Here is a 17,820-nt window from a genome sequence, read left to right as displayed (position 1 = left end):
CGGTTATCGCGCCCCTCTAGGACGCCCTCTGGCGGCACTGTAAGCAAGCCCCAGCAGGGTCTGCCCCGCAACAGACAGATCCGGCGTTCCTGTGGACTTACAGAGCGTTTCAGCCTCGGAAAGCCTGGTCAGAGCGAGCCGAAGCCGCTGAATTGGCCAGGAGCGGAGCTGCGCCATGAAAGCCGGCTTCACGGCGAAAAATATTGGCGGTCTCAGTCTCTGTACGGCCTGGTCTGCATTTTCGCCGGCGGCGATATGCGCAGCGGCCCGATGCAGGCGCTGAAAATGCCGGATTGCCGCTCTGAGCACGCCCACCGGATTAAGTCCATCGGCATAGCCCCGCCGAAGCAAACGGTCGGCGGCTGTTATATCTCCGCTGGCCACCGCGATCGCGATCTGGTCCAGGGCGAGGGCGCTGCTATCCCCGACCATGCTCTGCGTATCCTCGAGGCTAGCTTCGCCGCCTTTGCCGACATAGAGCGCAAGTTTTTCCAGCTCGGACCGGGTGACCCGCCGGTCGCCACCCAGATGCTCCATCATGTAGGCATGGGAATCCGGTGTGGCCCGGACGTCGAAAGCGCTGAGGGTTTCGCGGATCACGGCATCCAGTCCCGCTCCACTATCGAGATAGCAGGGGATGGCGGCCGCGCTCTTGCTTGTCTCGAAAAGTTTGCGCAGCTTCGAGCGTGCCTCGAGGGCGCCGGCTTCGACGATGATCATGCTGTCGCCGGTTTCGGCATTCAGCGCCAGTTCCGCAGCGGCGGTTACCGTATCTGTCGCGCCACGCAAGCGGACCAGCCGACGTCCACCGGTCAGGGAAATAGCGGCTGCCTCATCGGCAATCCGGCTTGGCTCATCCTTCAGAACTTCCGGCGTAAGATCAGCGACCTGAAACGGGTCGGACAGATCCTCGACGATGGTTTTGCCAATTCTATCGGAGACTTCGCGGACCTGACCGCCGTCCGCTCCATAGATCAGAACGGCTCCGACGCTATCCGGCGGGCGGCGGATGAAACCGGCAATCTCGTTCGATTTCAGCTTCATTGCCTGTCCGGGTTAGCTGCCGCGAATACGATTGAAATAGAGTCCGAGGCGAAGCCGGATGTCCTCGCCGATTTCATCGGCGGCCCGTCGCCGTGCATCCTTTTCCGCCGCGAGAATGGCAAAATCGGAATCCACCCGGTTGAAGGTGGTGGTGGACTCAGCCCGACCACTATTCACCGGCTGTCCATCTGTCAGATCTACAAGAGTGAAGTCCGCGACAAACCGGACCTTGGAAAAGGTCGAGGTGGAATCCTTCAGGATCACAAGGTCGGATCGGTTTTCGGTCAGGCTTACATCCAGCCGGTACCGGGCCCGGGCCGGAACGCCCCGCGGTGTCAGCTTGTCCTGCAGGCTGTTGCGGAGCAACTGGCCGCCACGGTCTGCAATTGGAGAAATCTTGATGGCGGCCAGATCGACTGTGACGCTGCTGCTCGTGCCGCCCGCGCTCCGCGTGCCGTAAACCGGCTGAAACCCGCAGGCGCCGAGGGTCAGGACCAGAAGGACGGCAAGGGCTGTCAGCGATCTAGGCAACGATATTCACAATCTTGTTCGGCACCACAATCACGCGGCGCGGCGGTTTTCCTTCGAGGATCTTCTGCACATTCTCGACGGCCAGTGCGGCTTCCTCAACCAGTGCTTTGTCAGCATCGCGTGCCACCTCGATTGTGCCGCGCAGCTTGCCGTTGACCTGAACGCCGATAGTGAGCGTGTCGTCCGTAACGAGGGCTTCATCGAAGACCGGCCAGGGCCGGTCCGTCAGCATGCCGTCTCCGCCGAGTTGCTGCCAGAGCTCTTCGGCGATATGCGGCACCATCGGCTCGATCAGCCTGACCAGCGTTTCATAACCGAAGCGCCGCGCCCAGGCCGAGCCGTCATCGTCGCCATCGAGCTCTGCAAGAGCGTTGCTGAGTTCGCGAACCTGGGCGACCGCAGTGTTGAAGCGGAACCGTTCTACGGCCTCTTCGATTGCCTTGATGGCTTTATGGGTCGCGCGCTCGGCCGCTTCCGCCGCGGCACCAATATCGGCCGGGCGGGCTGTTCCATGCGGGGCGAAAGGTTTTGCCGGCTCGGTGATCAGGCGCCACAGACGGCTCAGATAGCGCCAGGCTCCGTCAACACCGGACTCCGTCCATTCCAGATCCCGCTCGGGCGGTGAGTCCGACAGCATGAACAGGCGTGCCGTATCCGCGCCGTAGGACCCGATGATGTTTTCCGGATCGACCACGTTGCGCTTCGACTTGCTCATCTTCTCGATGCGCCCGGTCTTCACCGGCGCATCGTCCTTGATCGTGACGTAGCCGTCGCCTTCCTTGCGGACCTCGGTCGGGAACAACCAGGCGCCGTTCTGATCCTTGAAGGTTTCGTGGCAGACCATGCCCTGGGTCATCAGGCCGGCAAACGGCTCGTCGAGATCGAGATAGCCGCACTTGTGGAGTGCGCGGGTGAAGAAGCGGGAATAGAGCAGGTGCAGGACCGCATGCTCGATGCCGCCGATATACTGATCCACCGGAAGCCAGTATTCGGCCGCTTCCTTGGAGAAGGCGTTCTCGGCCTTGGCGTCCGCGAAACGGGCGAAGTACCAGGAGGATTCGAAGAATGTATCGAATGTATCGGTCTCGCGCTCGGCCTTGCCGCCGCAGCTCGGGCAGGTGACGTGCTTCCAGGTCGGATGCCGGTCCAGCGGGTTCCCGGTGCCTTCGAAATCGACATCCTCTGGCAGCTCAACGGGCAGGTCGGCTTCCGGAACGGGAACCTCGCCGCAATCGGGGCAGTGGATGAACGGAACAGGACAGCCCCAATAGCGCTGACGGGATACGCCCCAGTCGCGCAGACGATAGGTTGTGGTTTTCTCACCCTGTCCGGCACCCTGAAGGCGCTCGGCGACTTTTGACTTTGCGTCGTCGACGGACAAGCCGTCCAGAAAGTCTGAATTGTAGATCTTGCCGGGGCCGGTATAGGCTTCGGTGCCGACTTCGAAACTATCGGCATCGGCTTCCGGCGGAAGCACCACGGGCGTCACAGGCAGATCGTATTTACGGGCGAAGTCCAGATCGCGCTGGTCGTGCGCAGGGCAGCCGAAGATGGCGCCGGTGCCATATTCCATGAGCACGAAATTCGCGACATAGACCGGCAACTCCCAGCTGTCGTCCAGTGGATGGGTGACCTTGAGGCCGGTATCGAAGCCCTTTTTCTCGGCGGTTTCGATTTCGGTCTCGCTGGTGCCCATGCGGTTGCATTCGGCAATGAACTCGGCCAGTGCGGGATTGTTTTCGGCCACCTTGGCCGCGATCGGATGGTTCGCCGCGATCGCGCAGAAGGAAGCGCCGTAGAGCGTATCCGGCCGGGTGGTGAAGACCTCAAGCTTGTCGTCCGCATCCTTCAGCTTGAAGAAGACGCGGGCGCCTTCGGATTTGCCGATCCAGTTGTGTTGCATCAGCGTGACCCGGTCCGGCCAGCGGTCCAGACCTTCAAGAGCCTGCAGCAGGTCCTCGGCATATTCCGTGATTTTCAGGAACCACTGGGAGAGCAGGCGCTTTTCGACAGGCGCGCCGGAGCGCCAGCCCATGCCGTCGATGACCTGCTCGTTTGCCAGCACGGTGTTCTCGACCGGATCCCAGTTGACCCAGCTTTCCTTCTTGTAGGCGAGGCCCGCCTTGTAGAAGTCGATGAACATCTTTTGCTCATGCTGGTAATAGTCCGGATCGCAGGTCGCGATCTCGCGGCGCCAGTCGTAGGACAAGCCCATGGTCTTGAGCTGCTCGCGCATCGAGGCGATGTTTTCGTGAGTCCATTTTGCCGGATGGACGCCGCGCTCGAAAGCCGCATTCTCGGCCGGAAGCCCGAAGGCGTCCCAGCCCATCGGGTGCAGGACGTTGAAGCCCTTGGCTTTCTTGTAGCGGGCAACGAGATCGCCGAGCGTGTAGTTCCGGACATGTCCCATATGGATGCGCCCGGACGGGTAGGGGAACATCTCAAGCACATAATATTTCGGCTTGTCCGGGTCCTCCGTCACTTCGAAGCAGCGGTTCTCTTCCCAGGCGCGCTGCCATTTGGTTTCGGTTTCGCGGAAATTGTAACGGGACATCTTTTAGCCTTGGTCGGTGGCGCTCTGCGCCTGATCTTCTGTAATGGTCCGGCACATGAGCGTGCCGGTGCCAAAACTCATATTGACGAGGGTGATCAGTTCTTGGTGGAACCGATGCGCAGTTGCCGCGCCCGCGTTAAAATCGCGTCCTCAAGGTCTCTGTGCAGCTTTTCTTCCGTGCCCAGATCCTGCCACTGGCCGGATGCCGTGAGCTTCTGCTTGAAGACCTTGGCCCTTATGCCGTCGGACCGCAATGCGCGGTCGAGGATGAAGACATTGATCTTGAAGCGCTCGCTCGGCGTGTCCGGTGGCGAATACCAATCGGTGATGATGACACCACCAAACGGGTCTGCCGATGCCAATGGCATAAAGGAGATCGTGTCGAGAGATGCGCGCCAGAGGTAGCTGTTCACGGCAATGCCGGACCCGGCAGAAGCCTGCTGGTTGTCCACATCGCTCCCAAGCAGGGTGAAGCCATCCTCGCCGAAGATCTTCTCTTCTTTTTCGTAGGTTGGTCTTCCTCCGGCACCAGTGCGCGGATATTCGTATTCGATATCAGCACCTGAACATGCCGTAAGGGATGCCATCCCAAGCAGCGCCAGCAGGCGCAGGCTCTTGTTTAGCTCCAGAAGACCCGGAATTTTCATATCAGCCAAGACTCGCACTCGCGTTTCGATACGGACGAGACGCCTTTTACCGTTTCTCTTGCCCGTGAACAACTTGACATATGATCACGCCGGTTCTGCATGCAAGAATCCCGATAAATACAAGCGCAGCCATCGATTTGTGGCATTTTCGCCACATTGAGACAGATTTGCATAAATGCCCAGCCTGTCTTTCTTGACGGTCAAATGGTGAGAGAATAGTGATGCTGTGACGTGAGGTTAGGGGGTTAGGCAGATTCTCTGCAAACAACTTACCGCGTTACTTAACCGATGACTCTCGGGAGTAGGGGAAAAGATGAAAAAGATTCTTCTCGGAACGACTGCGATTGTTGCCGCTGGCATGATCGCTGCGCCGTCTGTGGACGCTGCTGAAAAGCTTAAAGTGTCCGTTGGTGGTTACATGGAACAGTGGTTCGGCTACACGACAGCTGACGACCAAAGCTCCGCTGATTATCAGGGCTTCGCTAACGTCTCTGATGCGGAAATCCACTTCAAGGGCATGACCACCCTCGACAACGGCATCTCTGTCGGCGTCAATGTCCAGCTGGAAGCCAACAGCAACCCTGGCGACCAGATCGATGAATCCTACCTGATCGTCAAAGGCAACTTTGGTGAGATCAACCTGGGTTCTGAAAACTCCGCGCTGTACAAGATGAACTACGGTCCGTCTGACTACGGCATCGGCATCAACTCCGGTGACCAGACCGCGTGGGTTCCGAACTCAATCGGTGCTTCCGGCGGCTTCTTCCGCAGCCCGTTCGGTTCCACCAATGTTGAGCCGAACCGGACCAACGACTCCGAAAAGCTGACCTACTACACACCGCGTGTTGAAGGCTTCCAGCTCGGTGTTTCCTACATTCCGGAATCCGGCCAGGATGACAACGGCACCGTTGATCGCAACTCTGAAGTGTCCGATGGTTATGCCATCGCTGCTAACTTCAAGCGCGACTTCGACGGCTTCAACGTCGGCCTGTCCGCTGGTTACGGTGCGTTCACCGATGGTGTGGCCGGCGCTGAAGATCCGTCTGCTTATTCCTTCGGTGCTACCGCTGGCTTCGGCGGCTTCTCCCTCGGTGGCGCTTATGCTGCCAGCGAAGGCACCACAACTGGTGACGAAGAAACCGGTTACACCCTCGGCGCCGCTTATGCGACCGGTCCGTGGGGCGTCAGCGTCAACTGGTTCCATGGCGAGAGCGATGCGATCACCACCGCTGGTGTGATCACCAACGACGGCGAGCATGACACCTACTCCCTGAACGGCAAGTACGCTCTGGGCCCGGGTGTCACCGCTGCTGCCACGCTCGGTTATACCGAACTCAGCACCAAGAACACCGCTTCTGCTGGTAACAGCGACACCGACGGCACCTATTTCGTCGTCGGCATGAAAGTGTCCTTCTAATCCAAACGGGTTAGGGACTATGGGAAGGGGCCGCCTCGCGCGGCCCCTTTTCTTTTGCCTATCTCTTCCACAAGCAGCTTGCCCTCTGGAACTCACAACGTCCTTGTTATACAGATCACTGACCAACCGGTATCTGGGGGCAACACGGTGCAGTTCGAGACTTTCTTCAAGAAAATCACACGCGACCAGTTCCTGAAGGATTACTGGGATAAGGCCTACTATTTCGAGCAGGGGGCCTTCGATCCCGTCAGTGATCTGTTCAACTGGGATCAGATGAACGATCTGGTCAATCGCTCCAAGCTCTGGCACGCCAACTATATGGAGATGGCGGTTGACGGAAACGTCCTGCCGTCCGAGCAATATTGCCGTCCGGGGCTCGATCGGAAGGGCATGAACGTAATGGTGCCGGACCCGGAGCGTGTACGCTTCCTGATGTCCAAGGGCGCCAGTCTTGTTCTCGACTATATCGAGGGCATTCATCCCTCTATCCAGGACGCCACCCGCTTTATCGAGCGGCTCACCGGAACGCACGCCTCCTGCAACGCCTATTGTTCCTGGAAGAGCGTGCAGGCCTATCACTCGCATTTCGACACGATGTGTGTGTTTGCGATTCAGATCGAGGGTGAGAAGACCTGGAACATCTATCGCGGACGTGTGAACGAGGCGATCGACGTCCCGCAGGTGCGTCCGGGAGACTTTTCCCGGGAACAGCATGATCAGCAAAAGGGCGAGATCATGCAGCAGATCGTCATGCGCCCGGGCGACGTGCTCTATCTGCCGCGGGGGCTGTATCACGACGCAATGACGACGGACACCGCCTCGCTGCATCTGTCCTTCGGCGCGACCTATGTCGATGGCCACACCTCGCTCTCGATGCTCGCGCCCTTCCTGCATCAGGATGAGATTTTCCGGAAACGAATCCCACATTTTGATGATGGGAGAGACCTGGAAGACTACATAACCGAGCTTGGCAAGCGTGTTGCGGATCATATGGCTCGCCCGGAGTTTCATAATCACGTCCGCAGCGTCCTGATGAGCAAAGTCGCTGACAAAGTGGTCCGGCATACGCTGCCTGACCGTACGCCTGACATCAATTTCATGGTGACCCGCCGGCCTCTGAAGCTTGCCCGCAGGGGCCAGGCCGCGATGCTGACCGGGGACGGCTTTACGCTCGATATCGCCAAGGACGATTTTGCGGTTGCCGACTATATCGTGAAATCCGAGGAGTTCTGGCTTTCTGATCTGCGCGCGAAGTTCCCCGATCGTGTCGCGCACCTCGAACCCTTGCTTAAAGCACTGGACCAGAGTCGCGTCATCTGGCGCCTGCGCGGATGAGCTGGACCGGCATGACCTCATGAGCGGTATCCTCTGGCTCGCGTCCTTTCCAAAGTCCGGAAACACCTGGCTCCGGGTCTTTATCGAGAACCTGTTCCGCAACAGTGCGGAGCCGGTCTCGATCAATGAGCTCGGCGTGGTCCGCTACGGCGATATGATGGGGCCGCTCTACGAGAAAATCGCCGGAAAGCCGTTGCAGGAAATGAGCGATGCCGAGCTGCATGCATTGCGTGAGCCTTTGCAGAAATCCTGGGCGCAGGAACCACAGACCACCATTGTGAAGACCCACAATGCTCTTGTACTGCATGAAGGACGGCCGCTCATCTATCTCGAATGCACGGCGGGCGCGGCCTATGTCGTGCGGAATGTGTTCGATGTGACGGTTTCCTATGCGGATCACTATCGGCTCACGCTTGACGATGCGGTCGAGGCAATGACCTCGGGACTGCAGACCACGCGGACCAGTCCGGCGGCGGTGTTTCAGGTCCTTGGTACCTGGACAGACCATTACCGCAGCTGGCACGCGGTGGAGAACTTCAATCCGCTGACGCTGAGATACGAGGACATGGTGAAGAGCCCGATGAAGGCCTTTGGCTCTTTCATGCGTTATCTCGGGGTGCCTAAAAGCCCCCAGCGGTTGAAGCGGGCGATCAAGAACAGCAGCTTTTCCGTGGTTTCCAGCCAGGAAAACCAAAAAGGCTTCCGCGAGCGGGTGCACCAGTCGCAGAAATTCTTCCGTTCCGGCGGTGTCGGCGGATATCGCAAGGTATTGAGCGAGGATCATGTGAAGCGCTTGACGGATCGTCACTATGATCTGCTCCTGGAGCTCGGCTACATTACAAAGTCCGGAGTTCCCCGTGTCTGAATCTTGCGGTCCTGAAGCCCATGTCCGCTCCATCGATTGATTTCGAGCAGGTTCAGAAGCTTGCGGCCGCCGGGCGCTGGCGCGAGGCGCGGGAGCGTTATGCCCGCATCCTCCGGAAAGCAGGCAAGGATTGGCGGCCTTTCTATATGGCCGGCATGCTTGAAGCTTCGGGCGGTGATTTCGACCGGGCAGTGAAAGCGCTGGAGAAAGCCCGCTCCCTGGCGCCTGGCGAGCTACAGGTGGCTGTAAATCTGGCCCAGGTTCATTTGCATCGCGGGAAGCCTCGCGACGCTCTTGGTATTCTCGATCCGCTTGCCAGCCGTTTGGGCACAAGCCCGGCAGTGCAGAAACTCTACGGCACGGCATTGCTGGAAGCGGGCCGCGAAGAAGAGGCAGTGACTGCATTAGAAGTGGCGTTGCGTCAGGGAGAGGACCCAACGGTGCTGAATAACCTTGCCCTGATCTATCGGGGCATGGGTGACCTTCAGCGAGCCGTCACCATGCTGGAACGCGCAGCAAAGCAGGATGGCGGAATAGAGATCCGGAGCAATCTCGCCAGCCTCTATCTTGCGACCGGCCGGTTTGATGACGCGCAGTTGCTGTTCGACGGGATCGCCAAGCAGGGAAGCACCGATCCGCGGGCCTTGCGTGCCCAGGCGATTTTTGCCCGCGATACCGGTAATGCGGAGCAGGCGGTGCGTCTGGCCATGCGGGCCCTTCTGCTCGATCCGGTCCAGGGCGCCTCCTATACGATGCTGGCAGAACTGCATGATCGGGTATCGGATCTGGAGAGGGCACTTTCAGTGGCTCGCCAGGGTCTCTACCTGTTGCCGTCTGACCAATATCTGGCGGCGTTAGAGGGCCGGGCTCTCCGCCGCCTGAAACGGTTCGACGAAGCTGCCGCCGGGCTCCGGAAAGCCTTGGACGGAACCATTGCGGGTCCTGACACGCACCGGCTTGGATTCGAGTTGGCGCAGGCACTCGACTCCCTTGGCGATCATGCCGGTGCCTTTTCCTGGTTTGAGACGGCGAACCGGACCCAGCTCGACCAGTTTCGTGGCGGGCTCGCCGATCCGAAGCGCGCTTTTGCCGAAGTCGCGGCTCTCAGCGCGGCTTTTGATCACCCTCCGGCCTGGGCTGCTTCAGCGCCGCAGCCGGAGGGTGGTGAAGCAGATCCTGTTTTCCTTATCGGTTTCCCGCGCTCGGGCACGACGTTGCTCGATCAGGTCCTCGATGCTCATCCTGGAGTCGAGGTGCTGGAAGAGCGCCCACTGATCACGGGCCTGGCGACGAGACTGGGAGAGGCGGCAGGGTATCCGGGGGCACTGGAGGCTCTGCCGGAAGCGATGCGGGCGGAAATGCGCGCGGCCTACTTCGCGGAGCGGAACCGGTTTCTTGAGCCGTCCGACGGAGCGATCTATGTCGACAAGATGCCGCTCAACATCGTGCATGCAGGACTGATTCTGAGAATCTTTCCCCGTGCGCGGTTTATCCTGGCCCTGCGGCACCCTTGCGACGTTTGTCTCAGTTGTCTGATGCAGAATTTTGGCCTCAACCATTCAATGGCAGTCTTCTGTTCGTTGCCCGATACGATCCGCTTCTATCGCGAGGTGTTCGGGCTCTGGCAACGTTATCTGACGCACTTGAAACCAGCCTTCGTTACTGTGAAATACGAAGACATGACCCGCGATCTGCGCGGGGCGGCAGAGCCGGTTCTCGATTTTCTCGGCCTTGATTGGGATGAGCGCGTGATGGACTTCCATGAGCATGCCCGCCAGCGCGGCTATATCGCGACACCGAGTTATGCCCAGGTGACGCAGCCGCTCTACAGTCACGCCGTGGCGCGATGGAGGCGTTACGGTAGCGTAATGGATGCGGCCGCGAAAGAGCTCGCGCCGGAGATCGAAGCGTTCGGATACAGGGATAAGAGCAATGGAACAGCAGATGCCTGAGGCGAGTGCGACGGTTGATGTAGGGGCCAATCTCCGGGCTGTGAAGGCACAGATCGAGGCCGCTGAAAAGGCGGGTGGCCGGGCACCCGGAGAGGTCACGCTGGTCGCTGTCGGCAAGGTGCAGCCGGTCGAGAAGGTCGAGGCGGCTCTCGCGGAAGGGCAGCGTATTTTCGGCGAGAACCGGGTGCAGGAAGCGCAGGGAAAATGGCCGGAGCTGAAGGCCCGCTATCCAGACGTGACATTGCATCTGATCGGCCCACTGCAGACCAACAAGGCGGCGGACGCCATTGCGCTCTTTGATGTGATCGAGACGGTCGACCGGCCCAAATTGGCCCGGGTTCTGGCTGCGGAAATGAAAAAGCAGGGCCGGGCGCTGGAGTGTTTCGTGCAGGTTAATACCGGCGAGGAAGACCAGAAAGCAGGCGTCCTGCCGGGTGATGCTGATGCGTTTATCGAGGCGTGCCGGAATGAGCATGGCCTGAACGTGGTCGGCCTGATGTGCATTCCCCCAGCGGATGACGAGCCGGCGCTTCACTTCGCCCTCTTGCGCGAAATTGCCCGGCGCCATGGGTTGGAAAAGCTCAGCATGGGCATGAGTGGAGACTATGAGGTCGCGATCGAATTCGGTGCGACCCATGTCCGCGTCGGCACGGCCATCTTCGGTGACAGGCTGAAACCCGCCGGTTAAGACGGCCCTGTTGTGTCCGCAAGCTCTGGCGGCACAATAACGGTGCCGTTGCCCGCGGTCTGCTCCAGGACCCGCAGCAGATCCGGAAGGGCCAATGCGATACAGCCTTCCGTTCCGGAATAATCCGGCCGGGCCACATGCATGAATATCGCACTGCCGCGACCCGGTATCGGCGGGGCATCGTTGTAGCCAAGCTCCACAACCACATCGTAGACCGCATCCTCGCGCTTCAGGCTTTCATGAGAGTGCGGATAAGGCAGTTTGACCAGCCGGTTGTACTGTTCCGGGTCAGCCGGATCGTCGCTCCAGCCATGATCCTCTTCGATCGGGATCGCATCCGGGCATCCGGGAATATGTTTCAGGCGATCTGCCCGGTAGAAGATCCGCCGGAAAGGAAACCGCCCAACCGGCGTTGCCCCATCACCCTCGCGTTTGTATTCACGGATGCCGCCTTTGCCGATAGCACAGGACAGCGCCTGCCCATCCAGTACGATGCTGTGGGAACCATCTTGCTGAGCGCGGAGGATGAGGTCCAAGGGGGGCACTCCTGATCAGACGCCGGAAAGCAGCGTCTGGCGGAGTTTATCCGACACCGCTGCCGCTGACCTTCATGGTTCCATATTTATCGAGCGCCTTCATCATCCAATCTGCCAATCCGGCGCGCTGAGACGGATCGACAGGCAGAGCCGGCTCGCTTGCCGGTGCCTGGGCGCCACGGGTTTTCAGACCGGGCTGTACCAGGGACGGCAAGGCCGGGCCACGCCGCCGCGTCGCTGTCTTTGCCTGACTGTCCCGGATGAGGGCATCAAGGCCTCCTCCGGAAACTGCTTGCATGCCGGTGCCGGACTCTGCGGCGGGTTGTGTGATCACGCCGTTGGTCCAGTCTACGGAGCCTTTGCCTGGTGTAGGCGCTGTAAGGGCGCTTGCCCGGGCATAGGCGGCCATGGCCTCGGGCGTCATGGCCGCATCCGCGTTGGCGGTCTCAATACCTGGAACGGCAAAGCTGCGGTGATTGGCGGCAGGTGTAATTGCGCCATCGTTCGGAGCGGGTACCGGGGACGGTGATACTGTTTGAGGCGCTTCAGCCAGTAAGGCCGCTTCGGCCGGGGCGGCATTGACTGGTGTTGATCCTCCACCCGTCAGCTCTGCGACCATCGTCGCGCCGATATCGGATCCGTTCTCGGCTTCGAACATCACGTTTGCCACGCCAGCCACGAGCCCCGCAGGGCCGCCATACAATGCGCCTCCCGCAGTACGAGCCGCAGGCGCAATCGTGTCGCCGGTGAATTCCCGATAAAGGGTGGAAACAAACGGAAGATGCTGCAGCGGATTGATGATGTCGACGAAATCGTCGAAACCGAAACCATCAGGACCCCAGCCATCATCACCGGCTGCGGAAGCGGCCTGCGCTGGCTCGTACATATCCTCTTTCACGTCCCGTTCCCCGTTTTGGGAGGACTGTGACCACCAGGCCGGTTGTGCTGCTGCCGTTTGACTGACATCCATCGCGAAGGCTCCTTTGCCTCGCTTTGATGCAAGCCGCGTACCATTAACAGACGGTGCTGAAAAAGCCCGGTTTTCCTAGAAAAGATGCCCTGTGCGGTTCGCTTTGGTGCGCAGGTACTCTTCGTTATGGGTGTTGGACGGGAAAATATGAGCCACCCGTTCGACCACATTGACCCCGGAGCTCCGGAGCTGGGCAATCTTTTCCGGATTGTTCGTCATCAGCCTGACGGATTCGACGCCAAGCTGATGCAGCATTTCGGCGGCGGTCAGATAGACCCGTTCGTCCGCTTCGAAACCAAGCTGCTCATTTGCATCGACTGTATCGCTGCCGAGATCCTGTAGCTGATAGGCACGGAGCTTGTTGATCAGGCCGATATCCCGGCCTTCCTGCGCCAGATAGAGCAAGATGCCAGACCCTTGCTTGCCAATCTCCCGAAGGGCGCCGCGCAGCTGGTCGCCACAGTCGCAGCGCAGGCTGCCGAGCAGGTCGCCTGTCAGGCATTCGGAATGCAGTCGCACCAGAACCGGCTGGCTGACATCCGGCTCGCCGACAACGATTGCCAGATGCTCCTCCCCGCCATCTGCCGGGCGGAAGGCGACAATGCGGGACGCTTCGGCATCCGCCAGGGGCACGCGGGCGGAGGCAACCCGGGTGAGGCGCCGCGCGCTCTCCTCGACGTAATCTTCGGTGTCCGACACGCTGACTGACAGGAGGCCTTGTCCATGTGCCCAGGATTCAGCGTCGGCGACTTTCACATCGGTCAGCCGGGCGACGACGACAGACGGCAACAGCCGGGCCCATTTGGATAACTGGACAGCCGCCGGTCCAAGCCGGCCCGCGCGCACCGGGACCACGGTAAGGCCGCGCCGAAGCGTGCCAAATTTCTCCGGCTCGAAAAGCGGGTCGGCGATCTGCCGGATCAGGGCGGCATCCGCCCCTTTGGGGAGGGCCATGCTGGAATAGGGCGGCAGCTCCGGGTTTCCGGTAATATCGCGGGCCCGGTTCTTCGGTACGATGACCGAAGGCAGGCTTCCCGCCAGCCGGATCATTGCACCGAGACCGCTTTCATTCGCCATTTCGGCGGCGAGCACCAGCAGCACGCTCTCCTCGGCCGAACCGTGCAGCAGGATCAGCCCACCGCGGCGCAGCTCGGAGATTGCCCTGTCAACATGGGTCTGGGTCGGTGAGCCTGCGGGCGTGCCGGTACCCTGAATTGGGAGTGTATCTGTCATGGACCGCATCATGTTCCGACCGGGCTGGAGGTCAAGCACCTTGAACCGGCTTTCTGCCTCCCGCACTGTTAGCAGAGATGTGCACAGATGGACCGGGATATGACACTTTTCAATTCCTATGACCGCGCCGGGCTCGACCGCGAATACGACAATCGTGCGAAAGTCGCCAACAGTGCTGAGATTTCAGCACGTTGGGAAGCGGCTGGCGCCGATGTACGCAAACAGTTCTCGGCTGATCTCGACCAGCCTTACGGCGATCATCCACGCCAGCGCGTCGATGTTTTTCCTGCCGGGAAACGGGATGCGCCGGTGCTGATTTTCATTCACGGCGGCTATTGGCACATGCGCGACAAGTCGATCGCGCATTTTCTGGCGCCGACCTTCATCGCCGCGGACATCAATTTCGTCTCTGTCGGCTATCGGCTTTGCCCGGAGGTCACGGTAGCGGATATTGCCGATGACATCCGTGCGGCGATTGCCTGGGTCAAGGAAAACGCCCACCGCTTCGGCGGTAATCCGGGGGATCTCTATCTTGCGGGGCATTCGGCGGGGGGACATCTCTCGGCGCTGATGGGGGGGCCGGCCGGGGTACCGGCAGGCACATTGAAGGGCATTTGCTCTGTCAGCGGTCTGCATGATCTGGAGCCGATCAGGCTCTGCTATCTGAATGACGCACTGTCCCTCACGGAAAGCGATGTGAGCCTATTGTCTCCGATCCGGCTTGTGCGCGATGCGGATGCTGCCGGGCTGCGTTTGCCGCCACACCTTCTTACGGTCGGCGGTCTCGAAGGGCCGGAATATCTGCGTCAGCGGGATGAGCTTGCGGGTGCGTTGAGGGAGAAACGGCAACCCGTCGAGTGTGTCGATTTGCCAGATCGCGATCATTTTACCGCACTTGAAGCCTTCGGCGATCCGCATCATCCAATGTGCCTGGCGATGCTCCGGCTGATCCTGGCGCCGTCTTTCTGAGGGGCAGCACGCGATGTTCGATCAGGTCTTGGTGGCGCGTCTCGGCGAGACGGAAATAGCCCGGGCGCCGGAACAAGAAACCGTGACGATCGAGGGGAGTGTCTATTTTCCGCCGAATTCCGTGCGTTTCGAGCTGCTGCGGGAGACGGCGACCCGGACCCGGTGCCCCTGGCGCGGGGAGGCTGTCTACTATGATGTGGTCGACGGAACGCGCATTTCCGCAGACGCGGCCTGGTCCTACCCGCAGCCTGGCCGGAAGGCAAAACGCGTCGCCGGCTTTGTCAGTTTCTGGAAAGAGGTCGAAACTGGGCCGGTTTAAGCCTCTGGTATTCGCCTCCCTTTCTCCTTAAGTGTGGACGGGTACGTAGCAACGGGTCGTGGCTGGTGATGGTGAACGGTAAGAAAGTCCTGTTGGTCGAGGATGACGAAGCTCTTCGGGTGACGCTCAGCGAACAGCTGGAGCTGCATGAGGAATTCGTGGTCAGCGCAGTGGAGAACGGAGCCGCGGCGCTGGAGGCAGTCAAGTCGGCACATTTCGACCTGATCCTGCTTGATGTCGGTCTTCCGGACATGGACGGCCGCGATGTCTGCCGGCTGATCCGCCGCAACGGCGTGAAATCGCCGGTCGTCATGCTGACCGCCCAGGACGGCGACGCGGATACCATTCTCGGCCTCGACGCCGGGGCCAACGACTATGTCACCAAGCCCTTCAAGATCGCCGTGCTACTGGCCCGCATGCGGGCGCATCTGCGGCAGCATGAGCAGAGCGACGACGCGCTTTTCACGATCGGCCCCTACAGTTTTCGTCCCAGCGCCAAGCTGCTGCTCGACGAAGCCCGGAACAAGAAGGTCCGGCTGACGGAAAAGGAAACCGCGATCCTCAAGTATCTCTATCGGACCGGCGGACGCATGGTGAAGCGTGAGACCCTGCTGAACGAGGTCTGGGGATACAATGCGGGCGTGACCACGCATACGCTGGAAACCCACGTCTACCGGCTGCGGCAAAAGATCGAGATCGATCCGTCCAATGCGCAAATTCTGGTGACGGATCCGGGCGGTTACAGACTGGTTCCCTGATTGCGCTCGGTGCCAAATAGAGTCTTGTCCTGAATTAATCTTTTCACGTTGGCCCTGCTCATGCAGACTTGGCGCTCCAAAATAGCCGGCTGTGGATTGTGGGTTGGGAGTTGTTGTGTCGCCGGGAGCCGAATTCTTTGTCCGGATCTGGGGCGCCCGCGGAAGCATTGCATGCCCGGGGCCTGAATTCGTGCGCTATGGCGGAAACACCGCCTGTCTTGAAATTCGTTGTGGCAATCGGGTCTTTATTCTCGATGCCGGCACGGGCCTCCGCAATCTCGGCCTGATGCTGGACAAGTCCGGCCCGGTGGACGCGGATATCCTCTTCACCCATTCTCATCTTGATCATCTGGGCGGTCTGCCTTTCTTCACGTCAGCCTTCAAGAAGGGCAACGTCTTTCGTGTCTGGTCCGGACATCTGGGCGGCAGGGCGAGTATGCGCGATGTGGTTGCGCGGCTGATGTCCTCCCCGCTTTTTCCGGTGCCGCTGGAGATTTTTCAGGCGGAGCTCGAATTCAACGATTTTGTCTCGGGTGACACGTTGGCCTTCGGGCCGGATATCTCCGTACGGACCACGTCGCTCAATCACCCGCAGGGTGCTGTCGGGTATCGCTTCGATTATGGCGGCAAGTCGATTTGCTACATTACCGACACGGAGCATCGGCCGGGCGAGCCTGACCAGAATATTCTGGAGCTGGTGCAGGATGCGGATGTGATGATCTACGATGCCTGTTACACGGATGAGGAATTCCCGAAATTTGTCGGCTGGGGCCATTCGACATGGCAGGAGGGCATCCGGCTTGCCGATGCGGCAGGGGTCAAGAAGCTCGTTCTCTTCCACCACGACCCGAGCCACACGGACGAGAAGATGGACGAGATCCTTCACCAGGCCGACGAACGCCGCCCCGGCACCATAGCGGCCTACGAAGGCCTGAAAATTACTCCCTGATATGACCAACTCAAAATCGACAAACCGAGGTCATTCATGGCGTCGGCTCCGTCTTGGGTTAAGTACGATTCTTGGCTTAAAACCAATGGGTTACTTTGTTCCATACCGGTACGCATCGCAGGTTCCCACGCAAGGTAGTCGGTATGACTGGGTCGAGGAGCGCTTCGCCACTGATGCGCTACCCGCATTTTCCGGGATGCTTTCCGATATTGACCGCTACCGGGATGCGCTACAGGCGGTAGGTGATCAGGAGCCGCCGGAACCCCGCTGGAGTCAGGACTGGTTTCCCGGACTTGACGGTGCCGCGGCCTATACTCTCGTGCGGGAACGTCGCCCGGCGCGCATTCTGGAGATTGGCTCGGGCCACAGCACCCGCTTCCTTGCCCGCGCCGTCCGCGATGGCGGCCTTGAAACCGAGATTACCTGTGTCGATCCGGCACCGCGTGCCAGCCTTGCCGGGACTGGTGTGCGCTTCCTTGAGCATACGATCCAGGATGTACCGCGTGAGAGTCTGCCGGATCTTGGTCCAGGTGACGTGCTGTTTCTGGATTCAAGCCATTTGGCCCTGCCGGGCTCCGACGTTGACCTGGTCTTGAATCACCTGTTGCCGACCCTGCCTGCCGGCCTGCTGGTTCACATCCATGACATTGTGCTGCCCGACCCCTATCCGGAAGCTTGGGACTGGCGAGTCTATAACGAGCAATTGCTGGTGGCGGCTCTGCTGAGCGGAGGCGGATTCCGGCCGGTTTTCTCGAGCCACTATGCCCGCACGCGCCTGCTCGGCCGTGATGGTGTTCCAATGCTCGACGGGCCTGCACTTGACTGGTTGCCGCTGCAACAGGGGGCGCTCGAGACGAGCCTCTGGCTTGAGAAGCTATAGCCCGCGCTGCGGGTTTGCCGTCAGTCGGATCGGTTTTATGGAATGGCTGGGGCGGCAGGATTCGAACCTGCGCATGGCGATACCAAAAACCGCTGCCTTACCGCTTGGCTACGCCCCAATCGGGCGCGAACATAATCAGAAACCCAAATCCATGCAACTGCTTCGGCTCTGCT

General features: G+C 60.1%; 17 protein-coding genes and 1 tRNA gene. 10 read left to right on the top strand and 8 right to left on the bottom strand.

Going from position 1 to position 17,820, the window contains the following annotated elements:
- Positions 1–3 precede the first annotated feature (3 nt).
- The 4 genes from holA to K328_RS0112140 form a co-directional block, all read right to left on the bottom strand.
- Positions 4–1,044, bottom strand: coding sequence for a DNA polymerase III subunit delta (holA, locus tag K328_RS0112155; protein WP_028466207.1), 1,041 nt, complete (start codon positions 1,042–1,044; stop codon positions 4–6).
- Between the two features lie 12 nt (positions 1,045–1,056).
- On the bottom strand, positions 1,057–1,575 hold the full coding sequence (gene lptE, locus K328_RS0112150; RefSeq protein ID WP_028466206.1) for an LPS assembly lipoprotein LptE: 519 nt from the start codon (positions 1,573–1,575) through the stop codon (positions 1,057–1,059).
- Positions 1,568–4,129, bottom strand: a complete 2,562-nt coding sequence (leuS, locus tag K328_RS0112145; protein ID WP_028466205.1) for a leucine--tRNA ligase — start codon at positions 4,127–4,129, stop codon at positions 1,568–1,570. The genes lptE and leuS overlap by 8 nt, the downstream gene beginning before the upstream one ends.
- 95 nt (positions 4,130–4,224) lie before the next feature.
- Positions 4,225–4,848: a DUF3576 domain-containing protein gene (locus tag K328_RS0112140; RefSeq protein ID WP_245577511.1), complete on the bottom strand. Its 624-nt coding sequence runs from the start codon at positions 4,846–4,848 to the stop codon at positions 4,225–4,227.
- Positions 4,849–5,089: 241 nt separating this feature from the next.
- Here K328_RS0112140 and K328_RS0112135 point away from each other — a divergent pair, with 241 nt between their 5' ends.
- The 5 genes from K328_RS0112135 to K328_RS0112115 all read left to right on the top strand — a co-directional run bounded on the left by K328_RS0112135 (position 5,090) and on the right by K328_RS0112115 (position 11,033).
- Positions 5,090–6,193 carry a porin gene (locus tag K328_RS0112135; RefSeq protein ID WP_028466203.1) on the top strand — a complete coding sequence of 368 codons (1,104 nt, stop codon included), beginning with the start codon at positions 5,090–5,092 and terminating at the stop codon, positions 6,191–6,193.
- A 147-nt stretch (positions 6,194–6,340) separates the two neighbouring features.
- Entirely contained in the window at positions 6,341–7,528 is a 1,188-nt protein-coding gene (locus tag K328_RS25835; RefSeq protein ID WP_028466202.1) for a JmjC domain-containing protein, read from the top strand.
- A gap of 19 nt (positions 7,529–7,547) precedes the next feature.
- Complete coding sequence (locus K328_RS0112125) at positions 7,548–8,393, top strand: sulfotransferase domain-containing protein (RefSeq protein ID WP_028466201.1); 846 nt, start codon at positions 7,548–7,550, stop codon at positions 8,391–8,393.
- A gap of 20 nt (positions 8,394–8,413) precedes the next feature.
- Positions 8,414–10,345: a tetratricopeptide repeat-containing sulfotransferase family protein gene (locus K328_RS25830; RefSeq protein ID WP_051284831.1), complete on the top strand. Its 1,932-nt coding sequence runs from the start codon at positions 8,414–8,416 to the stop codon at positions 10,343–10,345.
- Entirely contained in the window at positions 10,326–11,033 is a 708-nt protein-coding gene (locus K328_RS0112115) for a YggS family pyridoxal phosphate-dependent enzyme (RefSeq protein ID WP_028466200.1), read from the top strand. Before K328_RS25830 ends, K328_RS0112115 begins: the two co-directional genes overlap by 20 nt.
- On the opposite strand, the gene K328_RS0112110 is transcribed toward K328_RS0112115, so the two are convergent.
- From K328_RS0112110 to ribA, 3 genes are all read right to left on the bottom strand, one after another.
- Positions 11,030–11,569 (bottom strand): L,D-transpeptidase family protein, encoded by a 540-nt coding sequence (locus K328_RS0112110; RefSeq protein ID WP_036553961.1) that lies wholly within the window; start codon positions 11,567–11,569, stop codon positions 11,030–11,032. The two genes, K328_RS0112115 and K328_RS0112110, sit on opposite strands and share 4 nt — an antisense overlap.
- Before the next feature lie 46 nt (positions 11,570–11,615).
- Complete coding sequence (locus K328_RS0112105) at positions 11,616–12,539, bottom strand: hypothetical protein (RefSeq protein ID WP_156901301.1); 924 nt, start codon at positions 12,537–12,539, stop codon at positions 11,616–11,618.
- Between the two features lie 75 nt (positions 12,540–12,614).
- A complete protein-coding gene (gene ribA / locus K328_RS0112100; protein WP_028466197.1) occupies positions 12,615–13,772 on the bottom strand; it encodes a GTP cyclohydrolase II in 1,158 nt (385 codons plus the stop codon).
- 99 nt (positions 13,773–13,871) lie between these two features.
- Here ribA and K328_RS0112095 point away from each other — a divergent pair, with 99 nt between their 5' ends.
- The 5 genes from K328_RS0112095 (at position 13,872) to K328_RS0112075 (ending at position 17,647) form a co-directional block, all read left to right on the top strand.
- Entirely contained in the window at positions 13,872–14,741 is an 870-nt protein-coding gene (locus K328_RS0112095; protein ID WP_028466196.1) for an alpha/beta hydrolase, read from the top strand.
- Between the two features lie 13 nt (positions 14,742–14,754).
- A complete protein-coding gene (locus K328_RS0112090) occupies positions 14,755–15,060 on the top strand; it encodes a DUF427 domain-containing protein (protein ID WP_084608262.1) in 306 nt (101 codons plus the stop codon).
- Between the two features lie 68 nt (positions 15,061–15,128).
- Entirely contained in the window at positions 15,129–15,818 is a 690-nt protein-coding gene (locus tag K328_RS0112085) for a response regulator transcription factor (protein WP_028466194.1), read from the top strand.
- Between the two features lie 115 nt (positions 15,819–15,933).
- Positions 15,934–16,767, top strand: coding sequence for an MBL fold metallo-hydrolase (locus tag K328_RS0112080; protein WP_028466193.1), 834 nt, complete (start codon positions 15,934–15,936; stop codon positions 16,765–16,767).
- A gap of 85 nt (positions 16,768–16,852) precedes the next feature.
- A complete protein-coding gene (locus tag K328_RS0112075; protein WP_245577509.1) occupies positions 16,853–17,647 on the top strand; it encodes a class I SAM-dependent methyltransferase in 795 nt (264 codons plus the stop codon).
- Between the two features lie 43 nt (positions 17,648–17,690).
- Here K328_RS0112075 and K328_RS0112070 read toward each other — a convergent pair.
- Positions 17,691–17,765, bottom strand: a tRNA-Gln gene (locus tag K328_RS0112070).
- Between the last annotated feature and the right edge of the window lie 55 nt (positions 17,766–17,820).

The organism is Nisaea denitrificans DSM 18348 (assembly GCF_000426505.1).
GTDB lineage: Bacteria > Pseudomonadota > Alphaproteobacteria > Thalassobaculales > Thalassobaculaceae > Nisaea > Nisaea denitrificans.
This window is presented reverse-complemented; position numbering and strand designations above follow the sequence as displayed.